Annotated in this window: 25 protein-coding genes; 10 read left to right on the top strand and 15 right to left on the bottom strand. The window is 68.6% G+C overall.

What is annotated here, in order from left to right; all coding sequences use genetic code 11:
- Positions 1–46: 46 nt before the first annotated feature.
- A complete protein-coding gene (locus ACZ5IK_RS12275; RefSeq protein ID WP_465487760.1) occupies positions 47–430 on the top strand; it encodes a nuclear transport factor 2 family protein in 384 nt (127 codons plus the stop codon).
- A 41-nt stretch (positions 431–471) separates the two neighbouring features.
- On the opposite strand, the gene ACZ5IK_RS12270 is transcribed toward ACZ5IK_RS12275, so the two are convergent.
- Positions 472–1,653 (bottom strand): HNH endonuclease signature motif containing protein, encoded by a 1,182-nt coding sequence (locus ACZ5IK_RS12270; RefSeq protein WP_465487759.1) that lies wholly within the window; start codon positions 1,651–1,653, stop codon positions 472–474.
- Between the two features lie 121 nt (positions 1,654–1,774).
- Positions 1,775–2,233 carry a MarR family transcriptional regulator gene (locus ACZ5IK_RS12265; RefSeq protein WP_465487758.1) on the bottom strand — a complete coding sequence of 153 codons (459 nt, stop codon included), beginning with the start codon at positions 2,231–2,233 and terminating at the stop codon, positions 1,775–1,777.
- A gap of 184 nt (positions 2,234–2,417) precedes the next feature.
- Here ACZ5IK_RS12265 and ACZ5IK_RS12260 point away from each other — a divergent pair, with 184 nt between their 5' ends.
- Both ACZ5IK_RS12260 and ACZ5IK_RS12255 read left to right on the top strand, forming a co-directional pair.
- Positions 2,418–3,464, top strand: coding sequence for a fatty acid desaturase family protein (locus tag ACZ5IK_RS12260; protein WP_465487757.1), 1,047 nt, complete (start codon positions 2,418–2,420; stop codon positions 3,462–3,464).
- A 31-nt stretch (positions 3,465–3,495) separates the two neighbouring features.
- A complete protein-coding gene (locus tag ACZ5IK_RS12255; protein ID WP_465487756.1) occupies positions 3,496–3,846 on the top strand; it encodes a transcriptional regulator in 351 nt (116 codons plus the stop codon).
- Here ACZ5IK_RS12255 and ACZ5IK_RS12250 read toward each other — a convergent pair.
- From ACZ5IK_RS12250 to ACZ5IK_RS12225, 6 genes are all read right to left on the bottom strand, one after another.
- Positions 3,834–4,967 carry a S8 family peptidase gene (locus tag ACZ5IK_RS12250; RefSeq protein WP_465488014.1) on the bottom strand — a complete coding sequence of 378 codons (1,134 nt, stop codon included), beginning with the start codon at positions 4,965–4,967 and terminating at the stop codon, positions 3,834–3,836. The genes ACZ5IK_RS12255 and ACZ5IK_RS12250 overlap by 13 nt on opposite strands.
- A 143-nt stretch (positions 4,968–5,110) precedes the next feature.
- Positions 5,111–5,665, bottom strand: a complete 555-nt coding sequence (hsaB, locus tag ACZ5IK_RS12245) for a 3-hydroxy-9,10-secoandrosta-1,3,5(10)-triene-9,17-dione monooxygenase reductase subunit (protein WP_465487755.1) — start codon at positions 5,663–5,665, stop codon at positions 5,111–5,113.
- The gene (gene hsaC, locus ACZ5IK_RS12240; protein WP_465487754.1) at positions 5,662–6,576 is read right to left on the bottom strand and encodes an iron-dependent extradiol dioxygenase HsaC; all 915 of its coding nucleotides are present in this window, start codon (positions 6,574–6,576) and stop codon (positions 5,662–5,664) included. Before hsaC ends, hsaB begins: the two co-directional genes overlap by 4 nt.
- Positions 6,576–7,439 carry a 4,5:9,10-diseco-3-hydroxy-5,9,17-trioxoandrosta-1(10),2-diene-4-oate hydrolase gene (gene hsaD / locus ACZ5IK_RS12235; protein WP_465487753.1) on the bottom strand — a complete coding sequence of 288 codons (864 nt, stop codon included), beginning with the start codon at positions 7,437–7,439 and terminating at the stop codon, positions 6,576–6,578. The genes hsaC and hsaD overlap by 1 nt, the downstream gene beginning before the upstream one ends.
- Positions 7,439–8,614 (bottom strand): 3-hydroxy-9,10-secoandrosta-1,3,5(10)-triene-9,17-dione monooxygenase oxygenase subunit, encoded by a 1,176-nt coding sequence (gene hsaA, locus ACZ5IK_RS12230; protein ID WP_101606515.1) that lies wholly within the window; start codon positions 8,612–8,614, stop codon positions 7,439–7,441. Before hsaA ends, hsaD begins: the two co-directional genes overlap by 1 nt.
- A 43-nt stretch (positions 8,615–8,657) precedes the next feature.
- Positions 8,658–10,256, bottom strand: coding sequence for an FAD-binding protein (locus ACZ5IK_RS12225; protein WP_465487752.1), 1,599 nt, complete (start codon positions 10,254–10,256; stop codon positions 8,658–8,660).
- A 99-nt stretch (positions 10,257–10,355) separates the two neighbouring features.
- On the opposite strand from ACZ5IK_RS12225, the gene kstD reads away from it, so the two are divergent.
- From kstD to ACZ5IK_RS12190, 7 genes are all read left to right on the top strand, one after another.
- Positions 10,356–12,026 (top strand): 3-oxosteroid 1-dehydrogenase, encoded by a 1,671-nt coding sequence (gene kstD, locus ACZ5IK_RS12220; protein ID WP_465487751.1) that lies wholly within the window; start codon positions 10,356–10,358, stop codon positions 12,024–12,026.
- Positions 12,023–13,162, top strand: a complete 1,140-nt coding sequence (locus tag ACZ5IK_RS12215; protein ID WP_101606512.1) for a Rieske 2Fe-2S domain-containing protein — start codon at positions 12,023–12,025, stop codon at positions 13,160–13,162. The genes kstD and ACZ5IK_RS12215 overlap by 4 nt, the downstream gene beginning before the upstream one ends.
- Complete coding sequence (locus tag ACZ5IK_RS12210) at positions 13,159–13,419, top strand: hypothetical protein (protein WP_465487750.1); 261 nt, start codon at positions 13,159–13,161, stop codon at positions 13,417–13,419. The genes ACZ5IK_RS12215 and ACZ5IK_RS12210 overlap by 4 nt, the downstream gene beginning before the upstream one ends.
- The gene (locus ACZ5IK_RS12205; RefSeq protein WP_465487749.1) at positions 13,416–14,441 is read left to right on the top strand and encodes a 2Fe-2S iron-sulfur cluster-binding protein; all 1,026 of its coding nucleotides are present in this window, start codon (positions 13,416–13,418) and stop codon (positions 14,439–14,441) included. Before ACZ5IK_RS12210 ends, ACZ5IK_RS12205 begins: the two co-directional genes overlap by 4 nt.
- Positions 14,442–14,450: 9 nt before the next feature.
- Complete coding sequence (locus ACZ5IK_RS12200; protein WP_465487748.1) at positions 14,451–15,314, top strand: MaoC/PaaZ C-terminal domain-containing protein; 864 nt, start codon at positions 14,451–14,453, stop codon at positions 15,312–15,314.
- 52 nt (positions 15,315–15,366) lie between these two features.
- Positions 15,367–16,116: a class I SAM-dependent methyltransferase gene (locus ACZ5IK_RS12195; RefSeq protein ID WP_465488013.1), complete on the top strand. Its 750-nt coding sequence runs from the start codon at positions 15,367–15,369 to the stop codon at positions 16,114–16,116.
- A 99-nt stretch (positions 16,117–16,215) separates the two neighbouring features.
- Positions 16,216–16,674, top strand: a complete 459-nt coding sequence (locus tag ACZ5IK_RS12190) for a riboflavin kinase (RefSeq protein WP_465487747.1) — start codon at positions 16,216–16,218, stop codon at positions 16,672–16,674.
- Positions 16,675–16,676: 2 nt separating this feature from the next.
- Here the strand turns inward: ACZ5IK_RS12190 and ACZ5IK_RS12185 are convergent, their stop codons facing one another.
- The 7 genes from ACZ5IK_RS12185 to ACZ5IK_RS12155 form a co-directional block, all read right to left on the bottom strand.
- Complete coding sequence (locus ACZ5IK_RS12185; protein WP_465487746.1) at positions 16,677–17,246, bottom strand: DUF5134 domain-containing protein; 570 nt, start codon at positions 17,244–17,246, stop codon at positions 16,677–16,679.
- A 73-nt stretch (positions 17,247–17,319) separates the two neighbouring features.
- Positions 17,320–18,489, bottom strand: coding sequence for a lipid-transfer protein (locus tag ACZ5IK_RS12180; RefSeq protein WP_465487745.1), 1,170 nt, complete (start codon positions 18,487–18,489; stop codon positions 17,320–17,322).
- Positions 18,489–18,884 carry a MaoC family dehydratase gene (locus ACZ5IK_RS12175; protein WP_465487744.1) on the bottom strand — a complete coding sequence of 132 codons (396 nt, stop codon included), beginning with the start codon at positions 18,882–18,884 and terminating at the stop codon, positions 18,489–18,491. Before ACZ5IK_RS12175 ends, ACZ5IK_RS12180 begins: the two co-directional genes overlap by 1 nt.
- The gene (locus ACZ5IK_RS12170) at positions 18,881–19,795 is read right to left on the bottom strand and encodes a bifunctional MaoC family dehydratase N-terminal/OB-fold nucleic acid binding domain-containing protein (protein ID WP_465487743.1); all 915 of its coding nucleotides are present in this window, start codon (positions 19,793–19,795) and stop codon (positions 18,881–18,883) included. Before ACZ5IK_RS12170 ends, ACZ5IK_RS12175 begins: the two co-directional genes overlap by 4 nt.
- A complete protein-coding gene (locus ACZ5IK_RS12165) occupies positions 19,792–20,964 on the bottom strand; it encodes an acyl-CoA dehydrogenase family protein (RefSeq protein WP_465487742.1) in 1,173 nt (390 codons plus the stop codon). Before ACZ5IK_RS12165 ends, ACZ5IK_RS12170 begins: the two co-directional genes overlap by 4 nt.
- Before the next feature lie 4 nt (positions 20,965–20,968).
- Entirely contained in the window at positions 20,969–22,033 is a 1,065-nt protein-coding gene (locus ACZ5IK_RS12160) for an acyl-CoA dehydrogenase family protein (protein ID WP_465487741.1), read from the bottom strand.
- 84 nt (positions 22,034–22,117) lie between these two features.
- Positions 22,118–23,509 carry a WS/DGAT/MGAT family O-acyltransferase gene (locus tag ACZ5IK_RS12155; protein ID WP_465487740.1) on the bottom strand — a complete coding sequence of 464 codons (1,392 nt, stop codon included), beginning with the start codon at positions 23,507–23,509 and terminating at the stop codon, positions 22,118–22,120.
- Positions 23,510–23,529: the final 20 nt, after the last annotated feature.

Below are 23,529 nucleotides of genomic sequence, written 5' to 3'. Positions count from 1 at the left end.
GTGGGGACGGTGTCTGACGGGATGAAGGTCGACGAAAGGAACCATCATGACCAGTCCGGCTTTGGACGTCGCGCTCTCCTACCACCGGGCGTGGACCGGCAGTGCCTCAGAGAAAGACTTCGAGAAGGCGATGACCTACGTCGCCGACGACGTCGTCTGCCACACGCCCGCTGGGCCGCTTACCGGCGTGGAAGCGTTTCGCGGGTTCATGGGCCCGTTCACCGAGATCCTGACCGGGTCGACCCTGCTTTCGGCGTTCGGGGACGAGACGACGGCGCTGCTGATGTACGACACCGCGACGGTGCCGGTGGCGAGTGCGCCTGGGGCCGAGTTGGTGACCGTGCGGGAGGGGAAGATCGTGGAGTTGCGGATCTTGTTCGATCGGGCGCCGTTCGATGCGGCTCGGGCGGCGGCTGCTGCTGGGGCGTAGGCCGGAGTGTCCGCGATGTCCTGAAACATGGCAGCCTTCGCTCAGAAGGGCGGGGCGTCGTCCTCCGGCTCGGGGCGTGGGTCGTGGAGTGGTTCCGGTGTCGCGTCGTAGGTGCGCCCGGACGGGGTGGTGATGCTCATGCCGCCGTTGCCGGTGGGCGTCGCGGACCAGCCGGGTTCCTCCTTGAGGAGATTGTGGATCTTGCACGCTCCGTGGCAGTTGTGGTGATCGGTCTTGCCGTTCCGCGCCCGGGGAATGATGTGGTCGATCTCGGAGAACTCCGCCGGACGGTGGCAGCCGGGATGCGTGCATTCCCGGTCCCGCGCCTTGATCAACCGGGTCAGCGAGGCCGGTGACCGGTATTTGTCGGCACCGGCCTCCAGGAGTTGCCCGGTGGCGGGATCGGTGATCAGCCGTGACCAGGTCGAGCCGGGATCGGAGGCGATCTCCCGCACGAGCCAGTCGGGGATGGGCCCGTAACCGGCCAGGGTCGCGGGATCCTCGCAAGCGCCGGCCAGAGTCAAGAAGTCGACGTAGACATGGATGTGCGCGCGAGGCTTTCCGTGCCCGTCCTCGGCCAGAAGCCGTTCGGCGAACACGTCCGCGCGATGCTGATCCAGGGTCCGAGACTTGTCCCGCGCCCGGCGCGCCTGCGCGGCGCGACTCATCGACGCGTAGATCGAGCTCGCCACCTCGGACGGCAGAAGACCGGAGAGAGTCGACATTGTCTCGTCTTCGTGGTCCAGCGAGACATGTCGTCGCGCGCGTTTCTTTTCCGCCCGTTCCTTATAGCCCGCCCGGTCGAACTTCTGCACCGCGCCGTTCACCGATTTGCGGATCGCCCCGGGGTCACGCCCGGCGAGCCGGTTGGCCATGAACGCGTCCACCTGCGCCGCGATCTCGTCTGAGACTTCGCGGGTCAGTTGACTGACCTTCGACGCCTTGTACAGATCGATGTCGCCTTTCTCCAGCGCCGCCAACGTGTTCGGCAAGCGCGCCACGAGAGAGCAGGACGTTTCGACCAGCAGGGAGGCTTGATTGCGAGAGACCGAGAAGCACAAGGCGACCTCCTCGGTCACCGATCTTCGCGAACCACCCGCCGCGGCGAACTCCGCTATGAACCGCACCTGACGACCCTGCGCCCGGCGAAGCGAGACTTCTTCGTCGTAGGCGGAATCGAGAAGGCGAGTGGCTTTCGGATTGAAGACAAGAGTCGTGGTCATGCCCATGATCATACTCGAACGTGCGTTCGATGGCCACGAATGAGAGACAGCTACCGAGAAAGATCTGCGGCATGACGGATACCCGGACGGAGCGACCCGGACAGCAGCGGCAAAGGCGGCGCTACGAGCCCGCATTCCGGATCAGCCGCTGAAGCACCTTCACCGTAGTGACGTAGTCCCTATCCTCAATACCTTCATGAAGAGCGGCACGGATGGCAGGTGCGTTGCGCGCGAGATCGAGGCGGGCCTGTTCCCCTTCCTCGATGAGCCATAGCCGGTTGTCGGTGTCCCAGGTCACCCAGCCACGCTCCACGAGCGCTTCAGCCTCCACCGCCAGATCGTCCTCAGGACGGATATACGAGACCATCGCCTCTCGCAGTTCGGCCAAGGTCATTCCCCGGCCGTCGGGTGAGATGTCGTTCGCCGACAGATTGCGCAGCAGCCAGAACTGCGGCTGGGTGTAGCCCTTTTCGGCCTGCCGAGCCCGGGTGTACGCGATGAGCGCTTCGTAAGCGACACCGGTCCAATACGCGGCCGGCTGTCCGGCCAGCTCGACGTCGGACATCTGCCGAGTCGTCATGTCGTGTCTCCTCTGGGTAGTTCCGTGCGGGTCATCCTGATGACGGTAGAACCTCCAGCACGGTCAAGGTCAAGCTCCGCGAACCGCAGGAGCCCACACCGGGCCAAGGTAGGGTCAACCCCCGCACCGACCCACCGGCCCACCGCATTCACCCCGCCCCCGTCCCCCTGCCAGAATCACAACGGTGACCGCAAACCTCCGCACAGGCAGCGATTTCGCCCGCCTGTCCCGCCGCGTCAGCGAAGCGGGCCTCCTCGACCGCCGTCCCGGCTACTACGTCTTCCGCATCGGCCTGGTCGCCACCCTCTTCGTCGCCGGCTGGGTCGCCTTCTTCGCGATCGGGGATTCCTGGTGGCAGCTGGGGATCGCCGTCTTCCAGGCGGTGATGTTCGGCCAGATCGCCTTGCTGTCGCACGATCTCGCGCACCGCCAGGTGTTCCGGACCCGCCGTCCGAGTGAGATCGCGGGCCGGATCGCCGGGAATCTCGGTGTCGGCATGAGTTACGGCTGGTGGATGGACAAGCACACCCGTCACCACGCGAACCCGAACCACGAGGACCTCGACCCCGACGTCGATCCGGACATCCTCGTGTGGTCGAAGGACCAAGCGAGGGCCAGCAAGGGACTTCCGCGGTTCATCGGCCGCTATCAGGCTTTCCTGTTCTTCCCGCTGCTCACCCTCGAAGGCCTGAACCTGCACTTCTCCGGTATCCGCGCGGTCTCGAAGCCGGGCATCCGGCGGCGCGGGATCGAAGCGGCCTTGCTGCTGGCGCATTTCGCGCTCTACTTCAGCGCGCTGCTCGTCGTCCTCTCCCCCGGCAAGGCGCTCGTCTTCTTCATCGTCCACAAAGCACTGTGGGGCGTCTACATGGGATCGATCTTCGCGCCCAACCACAAGGGGATGCCGATCCTGTCCGGTGACACCGAACTCGACTTCCTCCGCAAGCAGGTGCTCACGTCACGCAACGTCCGCGGCGGCAGGGTGGTCGACGTCGCGCTCGGCGGGCTCAACTACCAGATCGAGCACCATCTGTTCCCGAGTATGCCGTCGCCGCACCTTCGCCGCGCCCGGCCCATCGTCCAAGGATACTGCGCGGAGATCGGCGTCCCGTATCACGAGACGGGGCTGATCGAGTCGTACCGGCTCGCGTTGCGCAGTCTGCACGAAGCGGGTGAGCCGATCCGACTTTCGGAGGGTTCACCGGCTGGGACGACCGACGGGCGCCGTTGACACTCCAGATACGGCTTCTTACTTTCAGTGCATGACGCCCCCGAAGATCTTCCCCGGCGCCACCCTGCATCCAGAACCGTTCCCGCCGGCTCTGCGCGCGGCGATCACGGCCAGCGGGCTCCCGCTGGACCGGATCCGCCACCGCCTGGAGCTCCGCGGCGTCACCATCAGTGTGCCGACGCTGAGCCATTGGCAGTCCGGCAGACGCAGACCGGAACGCCCGGAATCCCTCCGGGCGCTCGCCGAACTGGAACAACTTCTGGCCCTGCCGCCGTTGGCTTTGCGTTCACTGCTCGGCCCGCCCCGGCCACGGGGACGAAAAAGCTCGGTCCCGGCGCAACGCCGGGACCGAGCCACCACCGAGGGAACCTACCCGACGTAGAGCGTGCGGTTCGGGCTACCGCTACCGGGGTTGGTCACCAGCCCCGGAGTCGATGCGCTGATCAGCGCCTGGGACACCTGAGCCGCGGTGGCCCCGGTGTGCGAAGACAGGTACAGCGCCGCGGCACCGGCCACGTGCGGAGCGGCGAACGAGGTGCCGTTACCTGTGTAGGTCGCGGTGTCGTTGTCCTTCCAGGCCGAGGTGATCGAGACGCCCGGCGCGAACAGGTCGATCACGGAACCGAAGTTGGAGAAGGAAGCGCGGCGGTCGGTGCGGTCCGCCGCGGCGACCGTGAGTGCTTCGGTCACCCTGGCGGGCGAGGTGTTGGCGGCGTTGACGTTCGAATTACCCGCGGCGACCGCCCAGGTGATCCCCGCCTTGATGGAGTTCCGCACCGCGGTGTCCAGCGCGGTCGACGCGCCGCCACCGAGGCTGGCGTTGGCCACGGCGGGCTTCTTGGCGTTCTGGGTGATCCAGTTGACGCCCGAGATCACGCCCGCGGTCGTGCCGCTGCCGTCGGAACCGAGGACCCGCACCGGGTACAGCGAAGCACCCTTGGCGACACCGTACTTCGCGCCGGCGATCGTGCCGGCGACATGCGTGCCGTGACCGTAACCGTCGTCCGCGTTCGTGTCATTGTCGACGAAATCGTAGCCCTGCTTCACCCGGCCGCCGAAATCGGTGTGCGTGGCGCGAATACCGGTGTCGAGAACGTAGACGTTCACATTCGAGGCGGTCGTCGAGTAATTGTACTTGTTGTCCAGCGGGAGATTGCGCTGATCGATGCGGTCGAGCCCCCACGACGGCGGATTCGTCTGCGTCGCCTCGGCGCGCACCACCTTGTTCTGCTCGACGAAGGCGACGGCCGGGTCGGCCGCGAGGCGCTTGGCCTGCCGCTCGCCCAGCGCCACCGAGAAACCGCTGATGCCCTGCGTGTACTGCCGTCCGATGGCGCCGCCGAACTTGCTTGCCAGCGAAGGCTTGTCGACGGTGGAGCCGTCCTTGAGCACGACGATGTAGCTGTCGGCGATGGCGCCTTCCGCACCGGCGCCGACGATCGAGCCCTCGGCGGCCTGCGCCGGCGTCACCCCGGCCAAGACCGTGACGACGGCGGCGGCCAAGCCGATTCCGGCCAGTCTGCGAGAATTCCCGTTCACGTTGCTGTCCCCATTCCTTGGTGAGCTTCCGGTGAAAACGCTAAGCGGAAGCACCAGGAAAGGACAGCTTTACATTTTTTCGTTTATACGGTTATCCAGTTGTACGATTACAGCCAATCATCGGGACGCGGCCACGGCATGAGCGCGGTGAGCGCGTCGGTCACCGGTTCCGTCACGGTGTACCGCCCGCGGTGGAACAGCAGGGGCCGGTCATCGGACGGTTCCCCGAGCGCGGTGACCCTGCCGACGGCGACGTAGTGGTCTCCCGCTTCGTGCACGGCTTCGAGCGTGCAGTCGATCCACGTCAAAGCCCCTGTCAGCAAAGGAGATCCGGACGGCGAGGGGGTCCAGTCGACCGACGCGAACTTGTCCGCGCCCCGCGACCCGAACACCGCGCTGACGTCCTGCTGGTGCTCGGCGAGCACGTTGACCGCGAACCGCCCGGACTCGGCCAGCACCGCCCAGGTCCGGGAAGTCTTGGCGGGACAGAACAAGACCAGCGGCGGATCCAGGGAAAGCGCCGCGAACGACTGGCACGCGAACCCCACCGGTGCCCGGCCGTCGTGCCCGGTCACCACGGCGACGCCGGTGCAGAAGTGCCCGAGCACCGAACGGAACCGGGCGGGCTCGATATCCGATCCGACGTCCGTCACCCGGGTCACGACTGACCCGGAGGCCGGGCACCGATTGAAAAGTCGTGTCCCCACAAGGAAACCGCCGTACTCTCTCGGGCGATCCAGCTCTCGTCGTCCACTTGCCTTCCCTCGCAGCCGTATTCGATGTCGAATCCGCCGGGGGTCTTCATGTAGAACGAGAGCATCAGATCGTTGACGTGCCGCCCGAGGGTGGCCGACATCGGCACCTTCCGGCGGATGGCCCGGTCGAGGCAGAGGCCGACGTCGTCGGTGTTCTCCACTTCGACCATGAGGTGCACGATGCCGCTCGGAGTCGGCATCGGCAGGAACGCGAGACTGTGGTGACGTGGGTTGCAGCCGAAGAACCGCAGCCACGCGGGCGCGCCGTCGGCAGGCCTGCCGACCATCTGCGGCGGCAGTTTCATCGAGTCCCGCAACCGGAATCCGAGGACGTCACGGTAGAACCGCAGCGCGGCTTCGTCGTCGTGTGTGGACAGTACGACGTGCCCGAGTCCCTGCTCGCCGGTCACGAACTTGTGCCCGTACGGGCTCACCACGCGCCGATGCTGCAACGCCACACCGTGGAAGACTTCGAGCGTGTTGCCGGAAGGGTCTTCGAAGGACACCAGGCCGTCGACCCGGCGATCGGCGAGTTGATCCGGAGTGCCTTCCTTGTACGGCACGGAGTTCGCGTCGAGCGAGTCCCGGATCTCGTCGAGCTCACCGGCGGTGGCGACCTCCCAGCCCGCCACGGCGAGCCTGTCGTGCTCGCCGGGGAAGATGACCAGCCGCGCCGGGAAGTCGTCCATGCGCAGGTAAAGCGCTTCCGGGTTCGTCCCGGAGCCCTCGACCATGCCGAGGACTTTCAGCCCGTATTCGCGCCACGCAGCCATGTCGGTGGCTTCGATGCGGAGGTAGGCGAGCGAACGGATACCCATCAGGAGGCTCCCAGGAAGTCGAGTGCCAGCCGGTTGAACTCGTCGAACTTCTCCAGCTGAGCCCAATGACCACAGCCGCCGAACACGTGCAGCTGGGCTCGCGGGATCGTCTTGAGCGCGAGCAGGGCGCCGTCGAGCGGATTGACCCGGTCTTCCCGACCCCAGATGAGCAGCACACGCTGACGGAGGTGGTGCGCCTCACGCCACAGCATGCCCTCCTCGTAGGTGTCGGGCTGGGCGAACGACTTGCCCATCGCCTTCATCGCCGCGAGGGACTCCGGCGCGCTCGCGGCGGCGAACCGCTCGTCGATCAGTTCGTCGGTGATCAAGGACTGGTCGTGCACCATGATCCGCAGGAAGGCTTCGAGCTTTTCCCTGCTGGGCCCCGGCGGGGCGCTGAACCTGCCCAGGTTCTTGATGCCTTCGGTGGGATCGGGCGCGAACAGGTTGAGGCTCAGCCCGCCCGGCCCCATCAGCACCAGCCGTCCGGCGCGGTGCGGATGGTTCAGCGCGAGCCGGACGGAAGCCCCTCCGCCGAGCGAGTTGCCTACGAAATGCGCCCGCTCGATGCCGAGTTCGTCCATAAGCCCGACGACGGCGTCCGCACTGTGGCGGAAGTACTGCGGATGCTCGGTCGGCTTGTCCGACCGGCCGAACCCCGGCTGATCGATCGCCAGTGTGCGGTAGTTCTTGGCGAACACCGGCAGGTTGCGGCCGAAGTTGCTCCACGCCGACGCGCCGGGACCACCACCGTGCAGGAGGATCACCGTCTCCGGATGCTCCACGCCCGCTTCGTGGTAGTGCAGCTTCAAACCGCCCTCTTGATGACCAGCGCGGACGGTGGCGTACTTGCCTTCGGTCATCAGACCATCGCATTCTCGACGGGCAGCCCGAAGGCGCCGGTTCCGAACATGACGTAGGCGCGCTCGGCGTCGTTCGCCGCGTGCACGCGGCCGGCGTGGGCGTCGCGCCAGAACCGCTGGATCGGGGTCCCGGCCTGCAAAGCACGGCCGCCGGAGTTCTCGAAAAGCCTGTCGATCGCGAAGATCGCGCGTTCCGTGCCGCGGACCTGGTCACGCCGGACCCGCAACCGCGTGGGGAACGGCAGCTTCTCCCCCTTGCACGCCAGCTGGTAGAGCTCGTCGATGTTGTGCGTCAGCTGGAGCCAGGCCGCGTCGATCTCGCTCGCCGCCTCGGCGATCCGCACCTTGGCGAACGGGTCCTCTTTGGACTGTTCGCCCGCGTACGCCGCGCGCACCCGCTTGCCCTGGTACTCGACGTGCGCGTCGTAGGCACCCTGTGCCATCCCGATGATGGGCGCGGTGATCGTGCTCGGATGCACCGAACCGTACGGGAGCTTGTACAGCGGCCCGGGGTTGAGCTCCTGGCCGGGCGTCTTGCACTTCGACGTCGCGATGAAGCTGAGCGCGCGGTGCTTCGGGACGAAGACGTCGTTCACGATGATGTCGTTGGACCCGGTGCCGCGCAGGCCCACGGTGTCCCAGACGTCTTCGATCGTGTAGTCGCCGATCGGCACCAGGTAGGTGCAGAAGTCGACGGGCTTGCCGTCCTTGAACACCGGCCCGCCCAGCAGCACCCAGGTCGCGTGATCACAGCCCGAAGAGAAACTCCAGCGCCCGCTGAGCCGGTAGCCGCCGTCGACGACGTCCGCCTTGCCCATCGGCGCGTACGAAGAGGAGATCCGGACGTCGTGGTCGTCGCCCCAGACGTCCTGCTGCGCCTGCGCTTCGAACAGGCCGAGGTGCCACGGGTGGACGCCGAGGATGGAGGCGACCCAGCCCGTGGACCCGCACGCGCTCGCGACGAGTTTGACAGCGGTGTAGAAGCTCACCGGGTCGGCTTCGAGGCCGCCGAACGTCTTCGGCTGCAACAGTTTGAAGAACCCGGTCTCCTGCAGGGACTTGACGGACTCCTCGGGAACGCGCCGGGCGTCCTCCGCCTCCTGCGCCCGTTCCCGCAGGACCGGCAGCAGCTCCCGGATCCCCGCGATCACGTCCTGCGCGGCGTGCTCGCTCATATGCGTCCCCTCTCTCGCCGTACTCCGTGAACCGGATCCAAGACTAGAACACGTTCTCGTTTTTGTCGACCGATCCCCGGTCGAGCGCACTGTGCGCTCCAGCACGCCGCCCGGAAAACACGCAGTCGGCCAGCGACAGTCCGCTCACATAGGACCTAGAACAGATTCCCACCGCGGTCCGGCCCGCCGCGTACAGCCCGCGAATCGGGGCGCCGGAGGAGCCCCGCACCGCACCGGTCTCCTCGTCGACGACCAGGCCGCCCAGCGTCAGCATCGGGCAGGGATAGCCGAGGTTGGGCCGGATCGAGACGTCGATCAGCGAGTACGGCGCCCGATCCAGCGGACGCGCGAACTCCGCGGGCTTGCCCGTCGGATCAGCGCCCGAGCGCGAGGCCTCGACACTGGCGACCAGCCCGCCGGGGTCGACACCGGCCTTGCGCGCGACGTCTTCGAGTGAACCGGCGACGACCCGTTGCCGCAGCAGGTAGCGCACTTGAAGTCCTTGGAACCACTGGCTTTGCTTCCGCGCGTCACGGCGCACGTCGCGCACGATGGCGTCGTCGACCAGCAGCCAGCCCCGCCCTCCGTGCTCGGTGATCATGCGTTCGCCGACGGCCGCGCCGTAGCGGGATTCGTCGATGATCCGCCCGCCCGACTTCCCGACGAGCAGGCCGCCGAGGAACGCCGACGGCGGGGTGATGAACCGCCAGGCGGAGATCCGTCCCATTTCCGCGGTGACCCCACCCGCCTCGACGCCCATCCGGATCCCGGACCCGTCGTCGGCGGAGGTCCCCAGCGCGAGGCCGCCGCGATACGCGGGCGCGTGCTCACGCACCATCTCCCGGTTCGCGATGAACCCGCCCGCCGCGAGGACGACCCCGCGCGAGGCCGAAATCCGCAGCTCACGGCCGTATCGGCGCTCGATCCGCTCCACTCGCCGATGCAGCGACTTCCGCAGCGACGGCACGTAGATCCCCGGTTTGGCGGCGTACGCGGCCAGCTTCCGATGGGCCGCCCGGACTCGCGCGGGCGCGTCCCGCAGGGTGGACACGACGACACCGGTCACGGTCCCGTTCTCGTCCACGATCAGATTCCGCGCCGCGGTCTGCGGCAGCACCTGGATCCCGCGGCGCCGGACGGCCTCGGCCAACCTCGCCATCAGCAGCTTCCCCGAGGTCCCCGGACCTTTGACGCGGTGTCCGCGCGGTGCCGGCTTCGCCGCGTCACGGAAGCCGCCCGCCGCCTCGCTGCCCGAGTAGTACAGATAATGCGCGTCGCTCGGGTAGGACGTCTTGTACGGGCACAGGCTCCCCTCGAACGGGACACCGTTGCCCTCCAGCCAGGTCACCATCTCCGTACTGCCCGCGCAGAACCGCCGCAGGGTCTCTTCGGAGACGACGTCGCCGACCTCGAGCCGCAGGTAGTCGTACATCGCGTCGACACTGTCGTCGACACCCGCGTCCCGCTGCTGCGCCGTCCCGCCACCGGCGTAGACGACACCTCCGCTGACGGCGCTCGCGCCACCACCGGAAAACCGCTCCACGACGAGCACGCGGGCGCCCGCGTCGGCGGCTTCGATCGCCGCACAGGCGCCCGCCGCCCCGAAGCCCACGATCACCACATCCGCGATGAGGGAGTCCATCACCCCACCCTAGAACTAGAACACGTTCTCGTCTATGGTGACTGGAGCAGCGCGGATGCTGCTACATGCTTCCTACAACGTGTTCCAGGTGAGGGGCGTATGGACTACGACGTGATCGTGGCGGGCAGTGGGGCCGCCGGGATGACCGCCGCACTGTCCGCAGCCCACCGGGGACTCGAGGTCCTGGTCGTGGAGAAGGCCGCCCACTTCGGCGGCTCCACCGCGCGGTCCGGCGGCGGCGTCTGGATCCCCGGCAACCACGCCCTGCGGGCGGCCGGGATCGAAGAACCCCCGGAGCGGGCGCGCGAGTATCTCGAGTCGATCGTCGGCGACGTCGTCCCGGCGGAACTCCGGTCGGCCTTTCTCGACCGCGGCCCCGAGGTCTTGTCCTTCGTCTGCGACAAGACGCCGCTGCGCTTCCGGTGGGTCCGCGGTTACTCGGACTACCACCCGGAGGCCCCCGGCGGGCGCGCCGGCGGACGGTCGGTCGAACCGGCCGCGCTCGACGGCAACCTGCTCGGGCCGGAGCTGGCGAATCTGGAGCCGCCGTACAGCGCTCCCCCGCTGGGCGCCCCGATCACCCAGGCGGACTACCGGTGGCTGAGCCTGCTCGCCCGGCATCCGCGCGGGATCCTCCGCGTCCTCGGTCTCGGTGGCCGTTGGCTGCTGGGCCGGATCCGCCGTCAGCGGCTTCTCTCCATGGGGCAAGCGCTTGCGGCCGGGTTGCGCGAGGGGCTGCGGCGGGCCGACGTCCCCGTCTGGCTGAACACGCCGCTCATCGATCTCAAGGTCGAGGGCGATCGCGTGATCGGCGTCGTGGTCCGCCACGAAGGCGAGGAGAAGCTGATCCGCGCGCGGCTCGGCGTCATCCTCGGCGCCGGAGGGTTCGAGCGCAACGAGGAGATGCGGGCCAAGTACCAGCGCGCACCCATCGGCACGGACTGGACCGTCGGCGCCGAAGCCAACACCGGTGACGCCATCGGCGCCGGGCTCAAACTCGGTGCGGCCACCGATCTGATGGACGACGCCTGGTGGGGCCCGTCCATCCCGCTGACCGGCGGCCCGTGGTTCGCGCTCGCCGAGCGGTCGCGGCCGGGCTGCCTGATGGTCAACGCGCGGGGCGAGCGCTTCGTCAACGAGTCGGCGCCCTACGTCGAGGCCGTGCACGCGATGTACGGCGACGGAGACGGGCCAGGCGAGAACTTCCCGACCTGGCTGGTGTTCGACCAGCGCAACCGCAACCGGTACATGTTCACCGGCCTCGGCCCGCGTCAGCCGCTCCCCGGCCGCTGGTTCAAAGCGGGCATCGCGGTCAAAGCGAGCACGATCGCGAAACTCGCCGAGCGGATCGAGGTCCCGGCCGACGCGCTGGAGTCCACCGTGCGGCGCTTCAACGGCTTCGCGAAAAGCGGCGTGGACGAGGACTTCCACCGCGGGCGCAGCGCGTACGACCACTACTACGGCGATCCGCGGAACAAACCCAATCCGAGCCTGGGCCCGCTGGACGTCGCGCCGTACTACGCGGTGAAGATCGTGCCCGGCGACCTGGGCACCAAGGGCGGTTTGAGGACCGACCCGCACGCGCGCGTCCTGCGCGAGGACGGGTCGGTGATCGACGGGCTTTACGCGGCGGGCAACACGAGCGCGGCGGTGATGGGCCGCACCTACGCGGGCCCCGGCGCGACGATCGGCCCGGCGATGGTGTTCGGCTACCTTGCGGCCGAGCATCTCGCGCAGCAAGATCACACCAAAGCGGGAGGCAGCCGATGACGACGGAATCCGTACGGCAGATCGACGCGGGCGCGCCCCCTTCGCGGTTCGCGCGCGGCTGGCACTGTCTCGGCCTCGCCGAGCCGTTCCGGGACGGGAAGCCGCACGCCATCACGGCGTTCGGGACGAAACTGGTGGTCTTCGCCGATTCGTCCGGCAAGCTGAACGTGCTCGACGGGTACTGCCGCCACATGGGCGGCGACCTCACCCAGGGCGAGGTCAAGGGCGACGAGATCGCCTGCCCGTTCCACGACTGGCGCTGGAACGGCAACGGCAAATGCGTCTCGATCCCCTACGCCAAGCGGGTTCCGCTGCGGGCACGGACGAAGACGTGGCAAGTGCTGGAGGAGAACAAGCAGCTGTTCGTCTGGCACGACCCGGAGGGCAACCCGCCGCCCGAGGACGTCGTCATCCCGCGCATCGAGGGCGTGTTCAACGGCGAGTGGAGCAACTGGACCTGGGACTCGGTGCTGATCGAGGGCTCCAACTGCCGCGAGATCATCGACAACATGGTCGACATGGCGCACTTCTTCTACATCCACTACGCCTTCCCGACCTACTTCAAAAACGTGTTCGAGGGGCATGTCGCCACCCAGTACCTGAACACGAAAGGCCGTCCGGACAAGGGAATGGCGTCCAACTACGGCGGCGAGGAGAACCTGCTGCGGTCGGAGGCGTCGTATTTCGGGCCGTCCTACATGATCAACACGCTGCTCAACACGTACCAGGGTTTCGAGATCGAGAACGTGCTGATCAACTGCCACTACCCGGTCACCGAGAACTCGTTCGTGCTGCAGTGGGGCGTGAGCGTGAAGAAGTTCGAGGGCGTCTCGGACGAGCACGCGGACAAGATCGCCGGGAAGTTCGCCAAGGGCATCGGCGTCGGTTTCCTGCAGGACGTGGAGATCTGGCGCAACAAGACGCGGATCGACAACCCGTTGCTGTGCGAGGAGGACGGGCCGGTCTACCAGCTGCGCCGCTGGTACGACCAGTTCTATGTGGACGCGGCCGACGTCACCGAGGACATGACCCGGCGGTTCGAGTTCGAAGTGGACACCAGCCGCGCCAACGAGGTCTGGGCGGCGGAGGTGGCCGACAACCTGGCGCGGCAGCAGGCGGAAGAGGCCGGGGTGTGAAGCCCGAGACCGTCGAGTTCCTCACCGCCGGGCTGCGGCCGCTGAACTGCCGCTCGTGCGGGACCTGTGTGCTGGTCAAGAAGAACAGCATGCAGCACACCAGCATCCAGTGGACGACCGACGCGTCACGGAGCTGCCCGGTGTTCGCGGCGCAGAAGGCGGCCGGCGCGCAGACTGCGCTGCTCGACACCTGCGGCAACCTCAGCGACAGCATCGACGCCGCGCTGAAGGACGGCCTGCTGGAGGTGCCCGAATGAGCGGTCCCGTCACCGTGACCGTGGCCGAGGTGATCGCCGAGACGGCCGACGCGTCGTCGATCGTATTCGAGATCCCGGCCGAGCACGCCTCCGTTTTCGCTTACACCCCAGGACAGTTCCTCACCGTCCGCGTGCCGAGCGAGCGGACCGGGTCGGTGGCCCGCTGCTATTCGCTCTCCAGCGCGCCGCACGAGAACCGGGTCCAGGTCACCGTCAAGCGCACCTCCGACGGCTACGGATCGAACTGGCTCTGCGACAACCTCCGTGCAGGGCAGGAGGTCCAAGTCCTGCCGCCCGCCGGGGTGTTCACCCCCGCGTCGCTCGACGAAGACTTCCTGCTGCTCGCGGGCGGAAGCGGGATCACGCCGGTGATGTCGATCCTGAAGTCCGCGCTGGAACACGGAACCGGCAAGGTGGCCCTGCTCTACGCCAATCGCGACGAAGCATCGGTGATCTTCGCGCGGGAACTGGCGGACCTCGCCGCGAGGTACGCGGACCGGCTGGTCGTGGTGCACTGGCTGGAGAGCCTGCAAGGTCTGCCGGCCGAGGCGCACCTGCGCGCCCTGGTCGCGCCGTACACCGCGCACGAGGCGTTCATCTGCGGCCCGGGTCCGTTCATGGACGCCGCGCGCACGGTGCTCAAGGAGCTCGGACTGCCGCGCAAACGGATCCATCTGGAACGGTTCCTGTCCCTCGGCGGGAATCCGTTCGAGGTGGCCGAACCCGTCGCCGTCGAAGAGGCCGAGACCCCGGCGGGGGTCGAGGTCACCCTCGACGGCGAGACCAGGAAGCTCGAGTGGCCCCGCCGGACGAAACTGCTGGACCTGTTGCTGGAAAAGGGTTTCGACGCGCCGTATTCCTGCCGTGAGGGCCAGTGCAGCGCGTGCGCTTGCCGGGTCACCTCCGGTGAGGTGAAGATGCTGCACAACGAGGTCCTCGACGGCGACGATATTGCCGAAGGCATCGTGCTGGCGTGTCAGTCTTTGCCGCTGACCGACGAGGTCACCGTCACCTACGAGTAGGAGTTCTTCGTGCCCATCGATCCTTCGGTCGCGATCGGCGCCGACCTCGGCGAGGTGAGTTTCGCCTGGACCGCGTCCGACGTGCAGCTGTACCACCTGGCGCTGGGCGCGGGCTCGGATCCGATGAGCCCGCGGGAGCTGCGCTACACCTACGAGGACGGCCTCCAGGTGCTGCCGACGTTCGCGACCGTGGCCGCGAACCTGCGCGTGTTCGAGCCGCCCGCCGTCTCGTTCCCCGGCGTCGAGGTCGACCTCGGGAAGGTGCTGCACGGCAAGCAGGAAGTGATCGCGCACCGGCCGATCCCGGCGTCGGGCAAGGCCGTGGCCAGGACGAGGATCGTCGACGTCTTCGACAAGGGGAAGGCGGCGGTGATCGTGAACGAGACGATCGCCACCGACTCGGACGGAACTCCACTGTGGACGCTGCGGTCGAGCATCTTCGCCCGTGGCGAAGGGGGTTTCGGCGGCGAGCGCGGACCGTCCGATCGCGTCGAACTCCCGTCACGGGAACCGGACGCGGTCATCGACACGCCGACGTTGCCGCAGCAGGCCCTCCTCTACCGGCTTTGCGGAGACCGCAACCCGCTGCACGCGGATCCCGCGTTCGCCGCGGCGGCCGGGTTCGGCAAGCCGATCCTGCACGGCCTGTGCACCTACGGCGTCATCGCGAAGGCCGTCACCGACGAGTTTCTCGACGGCGACACCTCGCGCGTCGCCTCGTTCGCGGCCAAGTTCGCCGGCGTCGTCTACCCCGGCGAACCGCTGCGGACCCGCGTCTGGCGGGAGCCCGCCGGGTTGCTGATCACGACCACCGCGCCGGACCGGGACGAGGCTCCCGTTCTTTCCGACACTTTATTGACCACTACAGACTGAATCCTCGTTCCCGCAGGTAGCGGCTCTGGCTAGACTCGTCCGCGTGCGCCCCTTGATCTCGGACCCGTATGCCGAACTCGGCCGGGATTACGCGCGATCGAGACGTCCGGATCCCCGGATCGCGGCCGCCGTGACCGCCGCGCTCGGCGACGCGCGGTCGGTGGTCAACGTCGGCGCGGGAGCCGGTTCCTACGAGCCGGAAGACCGCGGCGTGATCGCCGTCGAACCGTCGTCGCGGATGATCGGGCAGCGTCCGGTCACCGCGGCCGCCGCCGTCCAGGCTTGCGCGGAAGGGCTCCCCTTCCGTGACGGGGCCTTCGACGTCGCCCTGGCGGTGCTCACCGTGCACCACTGGACCGACGTGACCGCCGGGCTGGCCGAGTTGCGGCGGGTGTCCCGCCGCCAGGTGATCGTGACCTGGGACCAGGCGGTGTTCGCGCGGTTCTGGCTGGTGCGGGACTACCTGCCGGAGATCGCCGAGCACGAGAGCCGTCTGGCCTGCCTCGACAGGATCGTCGAAGAGCTGAGCGCGGCGGGCGAGACCCCTGCCGTGGCTCCGCTGCCGGTGCCGTCGGACTGCGTCGACGGGTTCCTCGGCGCGTATTGGCGCAGGCCGGAGGCCTACCTGTCCGAACGCGTGCGCGCGGGGATGTCCGGGGTGGCACTGCTGGACCAGAACGTCGTCGCCGCGGCCGTCGGCCGGTTGCGCGCCGACCTCGCCGACGGGCACTGGCACCGGCACCACGTCGGCCTGCTCGGCCGGACCGAGCTGGACCTGGGATACCGGCTCGTCACGACGTGACCGAGTACACAATGGACACTCTCGTGCCGTGGACGGCGGTCGACCTCGGGTCCAGGTCGTGGTATTCATGGCTTTCGTGACGGCAGGGACGGGGGCGGCATGACGGCGGAGTACTTCGTGGTCCGTGGCCAGGTGGAGAAGGGCGATCAGCGGGGCCGGGAACTGGGCTTCCCGACCGCCAACATCGCGCTGCGCGACCAGGACGGCCAGGTCGGCGACGGAGTGTGGGCGGGCTGGGCCGAGCGCGCGGACGGCACCCGGATCGCGGCCGCGGTCTCGGTCGGCAGGCGGCCGACGTACTACGGCGCGGACGGCTACCGGCTCGTCGAGGCGCACCTGCTGGACTTCGGCGGGAACCTCTACGGCGAGGTGCTGACCGTCTGGCTGGGGCACCACCTGCGGGAACAGCAGGCGTACCCGTCGTCGGAGGCGCTGATCGTCGCGCTGAACAAGGACATCGCCGACGCGGGCAAGTGGGCCGCGGACAACCCGGCCGAGGGCCTTCCCGCCGCCGAGGCGGCCGAAGAAGGTGTGGTCCGGCGCGTCCCGGCCCAATGACGTCAGACGGCCGCTCCCAGCAGCATGTAGCCCATCCCCAGCCCCATCACGACCCGGCACACCCGGCGTGAGACCTGGCCCGCGCCCGTGTCGCCCCGCGCGGCCGCGACCCCCGCGCGGATGGCGTCCACCGCGAAATACGCGGCCACGGCGCCGAAAATCAGGGAAAGCCACAGCGCCGAGGTGGAACCGGAGCCGGACATCACCAGCCACGGCCCGTGCGTGACCTCGCTGTGCGGCATGAACGTCACCATGAACAGCATCGCCGCGGCGGAGACAGCGTGGTGCCCGCAGGCCGCGTGCCCGGACCGCCGTCCCTTCCACCACGAGACGGCGAACCAGCCCGCGGTCAGCGCGAGTACCGCCTGCCAGCCGGCGGCGGGAATGGGGCCGCCGACCGGGGACAGCATCGCGACCATGGCGACGACGAGCAGCAGCTCGGCCAGATCACCGTTGCGGACCGCCGCGCCGTGGCGTCCGTAGTCCAGCCGGACGAGTCTCAGCACGCACGGCAGGACCAGGGCCGCGAACACCGCGGTCAGCGTCCACGCGACGACGATTGGTCCAGACATGGTGCCTCCCAGCCGGTCTCCCCCTCACCGTGGCAGGTACCGCTCTAGTACACCAGCGGGCATTGAGGTGATCTCACCCAGCGGTCAAGACCAGTCCGCTCGTAGGTACGCCCGTTCCGGCGGTCACGAGCACCCGTGCGGCCCCGTCGACCTGATTGACGGCGTCGCCCCGCACCTGCCGGACCCCTTCGGCGATCCCGTTCATCCCGTGGATGTAGGCCTCCCCCAGCTGCCCGCCGTGCGGGTTGAGCGGCAGCTTCCCGTCGAGTTCCAGGGTGCCGCCGCCGATGAAGTCCTTGGCCTCGCCCTTCCCGCAGAAGCCGAGTTCTTCCAGCTGCATCAGGACATAAGGGGTGAAGTGGTCGTACAGCACGGCGAGGTCCATGTCGCCCGGCCCGAGCCCGGACTGCGCCCACAGTTGCCGTCCCACGACCCCCATCTCGGGCAGCGCGGGCAGGTCGTCGCGGTAGTAGCTGGTCATCACGTACTGGTCCGGGCCGCTCCCCTGCGCGGCCGCCGCGATCACGGCGGGCCGGTGCGGCAGGTCGCGCGCCCGTTCGGCACTGGTGACCACGAGTGCGACCCCGCCGTCGCTCTCCTGGCAGCAGTCGAGCAGGTGCAACGGTTCCGCGACCCAGCGCGACGCCTGATGGTCCTCGAGCGTGATCGGCTTGCCGTGGAACCACGCCTTCGGGTTGGTCGCGGCGCGAGCGCGATCGATGACGGCGATCCGGCCGAAGTCCTCGCTGGTCGCGCCGTACTCGTGCATGTAGCGCCGCGCGAGCATGGCGACGGTGGCGGCGGGCGTCGCGATCCCCATCGGGTAGTGGAACGCGTTGTCGACGCCGGAGGAGTTCACCTGCCCCGCCGCGGCCGAGGAGACCTGGCCGAACCGCATCCCGGACCGTTCGTTGAAGGCCCGGTACGCGACGACGACCTCCGCGACACCGGTCGCGACGGCCATCGCGGCCTGCTGCACGGTCGCGGCCGCCGCCCCGCCGCCGTAGTGGATCCGGCTGAAGAACTTGAGTTCGGGGATGCCGAGTTCCCGCGCCACCGAGATCTCGCTGTTGCCGTCCATGGTGAACGAGACCAGACCGTCCACATCGGACGGCTTGAGCCCCGCGTCGGCCAGGGCCGCCGAAACCGCCTCCGCTGCCAGCCGAAGCTCGCTGCGCCCGGAATCCTTGGAGAACTCCGTCGCACCGATACCGGCGATCGCCGCCTTCCCGGACAGGGTCATCACTCGCCTCCCAGGGTGATCGCGACGGTGCCCACCACATGTTCGCCGAGACTGTCCACACCGGACACGGAGATCACCACGTCGTCGCCGTCGCGTTCGGTGACCCGCCCGGTGAAGGTCAAGGTGTCGTAGGCGTAGCAGGGCACGCCGAGCCGGATCTTGATCGACCGCACGAAGGCCTCCGGCCCCGCCCAATCGGTGACGAACCGTTGCACCAGGCCGGTGTCGGTGAGGATGTTGAGGAAGATGTCCTTCGATCCCCTTTGCACGGCGGCGTCCCGATCGTGGTGGACGTCCTGGAAGTCCCGGGTCGCCAGCGCGGTGCTCACCACGAAGGTCGGGGTGGCCTCGATCGTCAGCGGCGGCAACTCGGTGCCGACGGCACAGTCCTTCATCGCGCGACCCTCCAAGCGGGCAAGGTCAGTTCCTCGTCGACCTTCACGAAGGCGGCCTCCACCGGAAGTCCGATGTGGACGGCTTCGGGATCGACCTCGAGCAGCTCGCCCATCACCCGGACGCCCTCCTCCAGTTCGACGAGCGCGACCACGAACGGCAGGTCCTTGCCGGGGACCTTCGGATGGTGGTGCACCACGTAGCTGTAGACCGTTCCCCGCCCGCACGCCACGACGTGATCCGGCTTCGCGCCGAGGTCGCCGTCCGGCGGCATCGGGCCGGGCGGATGCCGCAGTGTCTCGCCCCACCGCTGGATCCGCAGTTCACCCTCGCGCAATCCGGCCCAGAAGAACTCGGTGTCCTTGCTGATCACCGGCCGCAGGACGGGTGCGGCCACCTTGGCAGGCTCGGCACCCGGCGGGCGGAACTTGAGTACCCGGAACACCATGTCCGCGACGGCTTCTTCGCCGACGTACCAGGTGGTCTTCGTCGTCACGAACCAGCCTTCGCCCAGTGCGGTGCGTTTCGGCCCGACGACGCTCTCGAGTTTCGCGGTCGCCTCGACCCGCTCGCCGTGCCGCAGGTAGCGGAAGTAGTTCTGCTCGGAGTTGGTCGCGACGACCGAGGTGAACCCGGCTTCGTCGAGCACCTCCATCATCGCGCCGAGCGGATCGTCCGACGCCCTCGTCCAGTGCAGCCCGCCCATCGTCCACACCTGTGCCATCGCGGGAGGCGCGACGAGTCCCTTGTGGACACTCTTCGCGGCGAACCCTTCGTCGACATAGACGGGATTGCGGTCGCCGATGGCCTCGACCCAGTTGTTCACCATCGCCTGGTTGACCGCGTCACGGGCCGCCCTCGGCGCGGATTCCCCTTGTGCGGCGATGCGTTCTGCCGCTTCCTGGATGCTCATCGCGGCACCCTCGGCAGGCCGAGCCCGGCGGTGGCGATCAGCTCGCGCTGGATCTCGTTGACGCCGCCGCCGAAGGTCAGCACCAGATTGCGTTTGGCCACCACGTCCAGCCACAGCGCCAGTTCCGCGGTCTCGGTGTCGGCCTGATCGCCGTGCCGCGCCACGATCTCCTCCAGCCTCCTCGCCAGGCGCTGGATGCGTTCGGAACCGACGATCTTGGTGGCCGAGGCGTCGGCCACCGCCACCGGTCCGGTCGCCGAAGACGCCGCTACCTGCCAGTTCAGCAGTTCGTTGACCCGGGCCGTCGCCCAGGTTTCGGTGAGGACGGCACGGACGTCCGGCAGGTGCGTCAACGGCGTGCCGTCCGGCGTCTTCCTGGACGCGGCCCAGTCGCGGACGCGGTCGTGGAGCCCGCCGATGCGGCCGGCCGGGCCGAGCATGACGCGTTCGTGGTTCAGCTGGGTGGTGATCAGCCGCCAGCCCTCGTTCTCCTTGCCCACCAGCATGTTCGCCGGGACCCGGACATCCGAGTAGTACGTGGCGTTCACGTGGTGCGCGCCGTCGCAGGTGATGATCGGCGTCCACGAGTAGCCGGGGTCGCGGGTGTCCATGATGAGGATCGAGATGCCCTTGTGCTTCGGCGCGTCCGGCGCGGTCCGCACGGCGAGCCAGAGGTAGTCGGCGTCGTGCCCGCCGGTGGTGAAGGTCTTCTGGCCGTTGACGACGTACTCGTCGCCCTCGCGCACGGCGCTGGTCCGCAGCGCCGCGAGGTCGGTGCCCGCGTCGGGTTCGGTGTAGCCGATGGCGAAATGGATCTCACCGGCCAGGATCTTGGGCAGGAAGAAGGACTTTTGTTCTTCGGTGCCGAACGCCTGCAGCGTGGGCCCGACGGTCTGCAAGGTCACCGACGGCAGCTGGACGTCGGCACGGGCGGCCTCGTCGACGAAGAGGTGCTGCTCGATCTCGCCGAAACCCCGGCCGCCGTACTGTTCCGGCCAGCCGACGCCGAGCCAGCCGTCGCGGCCCATCCGCCGGACGATCTCGCGGTACACCGGTCCGTGCCGCTCGCGCAGCATCGCGCGCCGCTCGTCGGCGCTCACCAGACCGGCGAAGTACTTGCGCAGTTCGGAGCGCAACTGCTGTTGCGCCGCGGTCAGTTCGATCAGCATCGGTTCACCCCGCCACCAGTTCGCCCAAGGCGGCCAGCCGATGCGAGGCGCCGCCGAGCGTCCGTCCCAGATCCTTGACCGCCGACGAGAATCGGTGCAGCGGATACGTTTCGTCCACGCCGATCCCGCCGTGCAGGTGATGGCAGACGGCCAGCGCCCCGGGCGCCTCCTCCGCCAGCCAGTACGCCGCGACGTCGAGATCCGCCTCGGCGTCGAGCCCCGCCGCGAGCCGCCAGACCGCCGACCGCGCGGCCAGCTGGACGGTTCTCGAAGCGACGTAGACGTCCGCGATCTGCTGCGCCACCGCCTGGAACGCCGCCAGCGGGCGCCCGAACTGCTCGCGTTCGCCGACGTGCTCGGTGGTCAGCGCGAGCGCGCCGGCGAGCAGACCGTCGCCGAACGCCACGATGCCCGCGAGCGCGAACCGGTGCAGGGTCGCGATCGCTTCGCCGGGGCCGGGCCCGTTCAGGAGGTCGGCGTCGGTGACGGTCACGGAATCGAGCGTCATCGTGTAGTCCGGGGTGCCGGACGAGGTTCTCGTCGGCGTCAGCGTCACGCCGTCCGCCCGGGGATCGACCAGGAAGACCCCGGTACCGCCGGGCATCGAGACCGGCGTCAGGATCCGGGTCGCCTCCGCCGCGAACGGGACGCCGACCTTGACCCCGCTCAGCCGCCAGTCCCCCGCCGGCTCGGCCGCGGTCGCGGGCCGGGTGGCGAACGGCGTGGAAGGTTCGTGGAGCGCCGCGGTGAGCACGGATTCGCCCGCGGCGACCGGTGGGAGCAGGGCCGCACGCTGGTCCGGGCCGCCGAGCGCCGCGACCGGCAGGACCCCGAAAGCCAGCGACGCCAGCGCGGGCGCCGGTGAAGCGACACGACCGAGCTCGGTCAGCACCAAGGCGACTTCGGCCACGCCGAGGCCGTCGCCGCCGAGTTCGGCGGGCAGCGCCAGCGCGAGCAGACCGGCGTCGGCGAGCGCGCGCCACGTCTCGGCGGGTTCGCGCTCCTTGCCGAGCACGCGCGCGGTCAGCGCGGTGACCTCGGTCTGCGTCTCGTCGAACTGGAAGTCCACACTGGCTCCTCACCGGGGCGAACGGGCACAATACTGAAACCTGTTCTAGTCTTATCCGGAAGGCGGCCGAACGGCAACCCCTCGCTAAGGAGCGGCCTTGAGGAGTTCCTGGAGAGCATCGGGGAAGTGGTCGGCGAGCGGCCACAGGTCACCGGTGAGTTCGCGGGCGCCGAGCAGGCCGACGTCCACCCGGCCCGCGTTGGACAGCACGGTGACGTTCAGCCCGGCGCCGTGGAACACCGGCCCGAGCGGGTAGAGCCCGGTGATCCGGCAGCCCAGCAGGTACAGGGGCATCGGCGGGCCGGGCACAGTGGACACCACCAGGTTGTGCACCACCGGATGCCGTTCGGCCAGGCGCAGCGCGGAATACGCGCGGACCGCGAGGCCGAACATGGTCGCCGCCGAGAACTGCGCCCAGTCCTGGAGCATGTCGGCGTCGATGTCGTGGTGGTGGTCCTTGGACAGCCGGTTCGACTCCGCGAGCATGAACACGCGCGCGGCGGGATCCTCCAGATGGGTGGGCAGCGACGCGAAGAAGGCCGAGACCTTGTTGCTGCCGTGGTCACGCTCGGTGCGTTCGTGCACCGACACCGGCACGGTCGCCACCAGCGGGTCTTCCGGTAGCTCGCCCCGGTCACGCAGGAACCGCCGCAGGGCACCGGAAACGACGGCGAGGACGACGTCGTTGACGGTCACCCCGAAGGCGTTCTTGATCCGTTTGACCTCGTCGAGGTCGAGGGAGGTGTAGGCGACACTGCGGTGTGCGGTGATCGTCCCGTTGAACGACGTGCGCGGAGCGGTGAACGGGACCGGCATTCCCTTGCCCTGCAAGGCTTTCCCGAGCCATTTCGGGACGAGTCCGAGCAGGTCGGGCAGCAGTTTCACCAGCTCGGCCGGGCGTTTCACGAACGACGTCAGCCCCGCGCCGAGCAGTGCGCGCCTGCCGGGAACACCCCCGTTGTGGCGTTCGTCCCGCGCGATCTCCGGCGGCGGGGCGTCCGGTTCGAGCCCGGCGAGATAGGTGATCAGGCTGGCGCCGCTCACCCCGTCGACGCTGGCGTGGTGCATCTTCAGCAGGACCGCGATCTCGCCGCCGGCCAGGCCTTCGATGACGTGCAACTGCCAGAGCGGCTGCGCGCGGTCCAGCCGTTGTCCCGCGATGTGGGCGCACAGTTCGGCCAGTTCGCGCCGGTCACCGGGCGCCGGTACGCCGATCCGGTGAACATGGGCCTCGAGGTCGAAATCCTCGTCCTCGACCCAGACGGGGTGGGTGGGATTCCAGAGTGGATTGTGCAGCTTGCGCCTGAATGCCGGGATCAGCGCGACCCGTTCGGCCAGTTTCTCCTTGAAGCGCTCGAAATCGTAGCCACCGGGCATGGTCGAACGGTCGAGGATGAGCAGTCCGCACACGTGCAGGACCTGGGCCTGCGTCTCCAGGTAAAGAAAACTCGCGTCCAGACCACTCAATCTCCGCATGAGAATCACCTTAAGTGAAC

The organism is Amycolatopsis sp. NPDC031561, assembly GCF_055580625.1.
The sequence above is the reverse complement of the archived record's forward strand: the minus strand, read 5'-3'. Positions and strand labels throughout refer to the sequence as shown.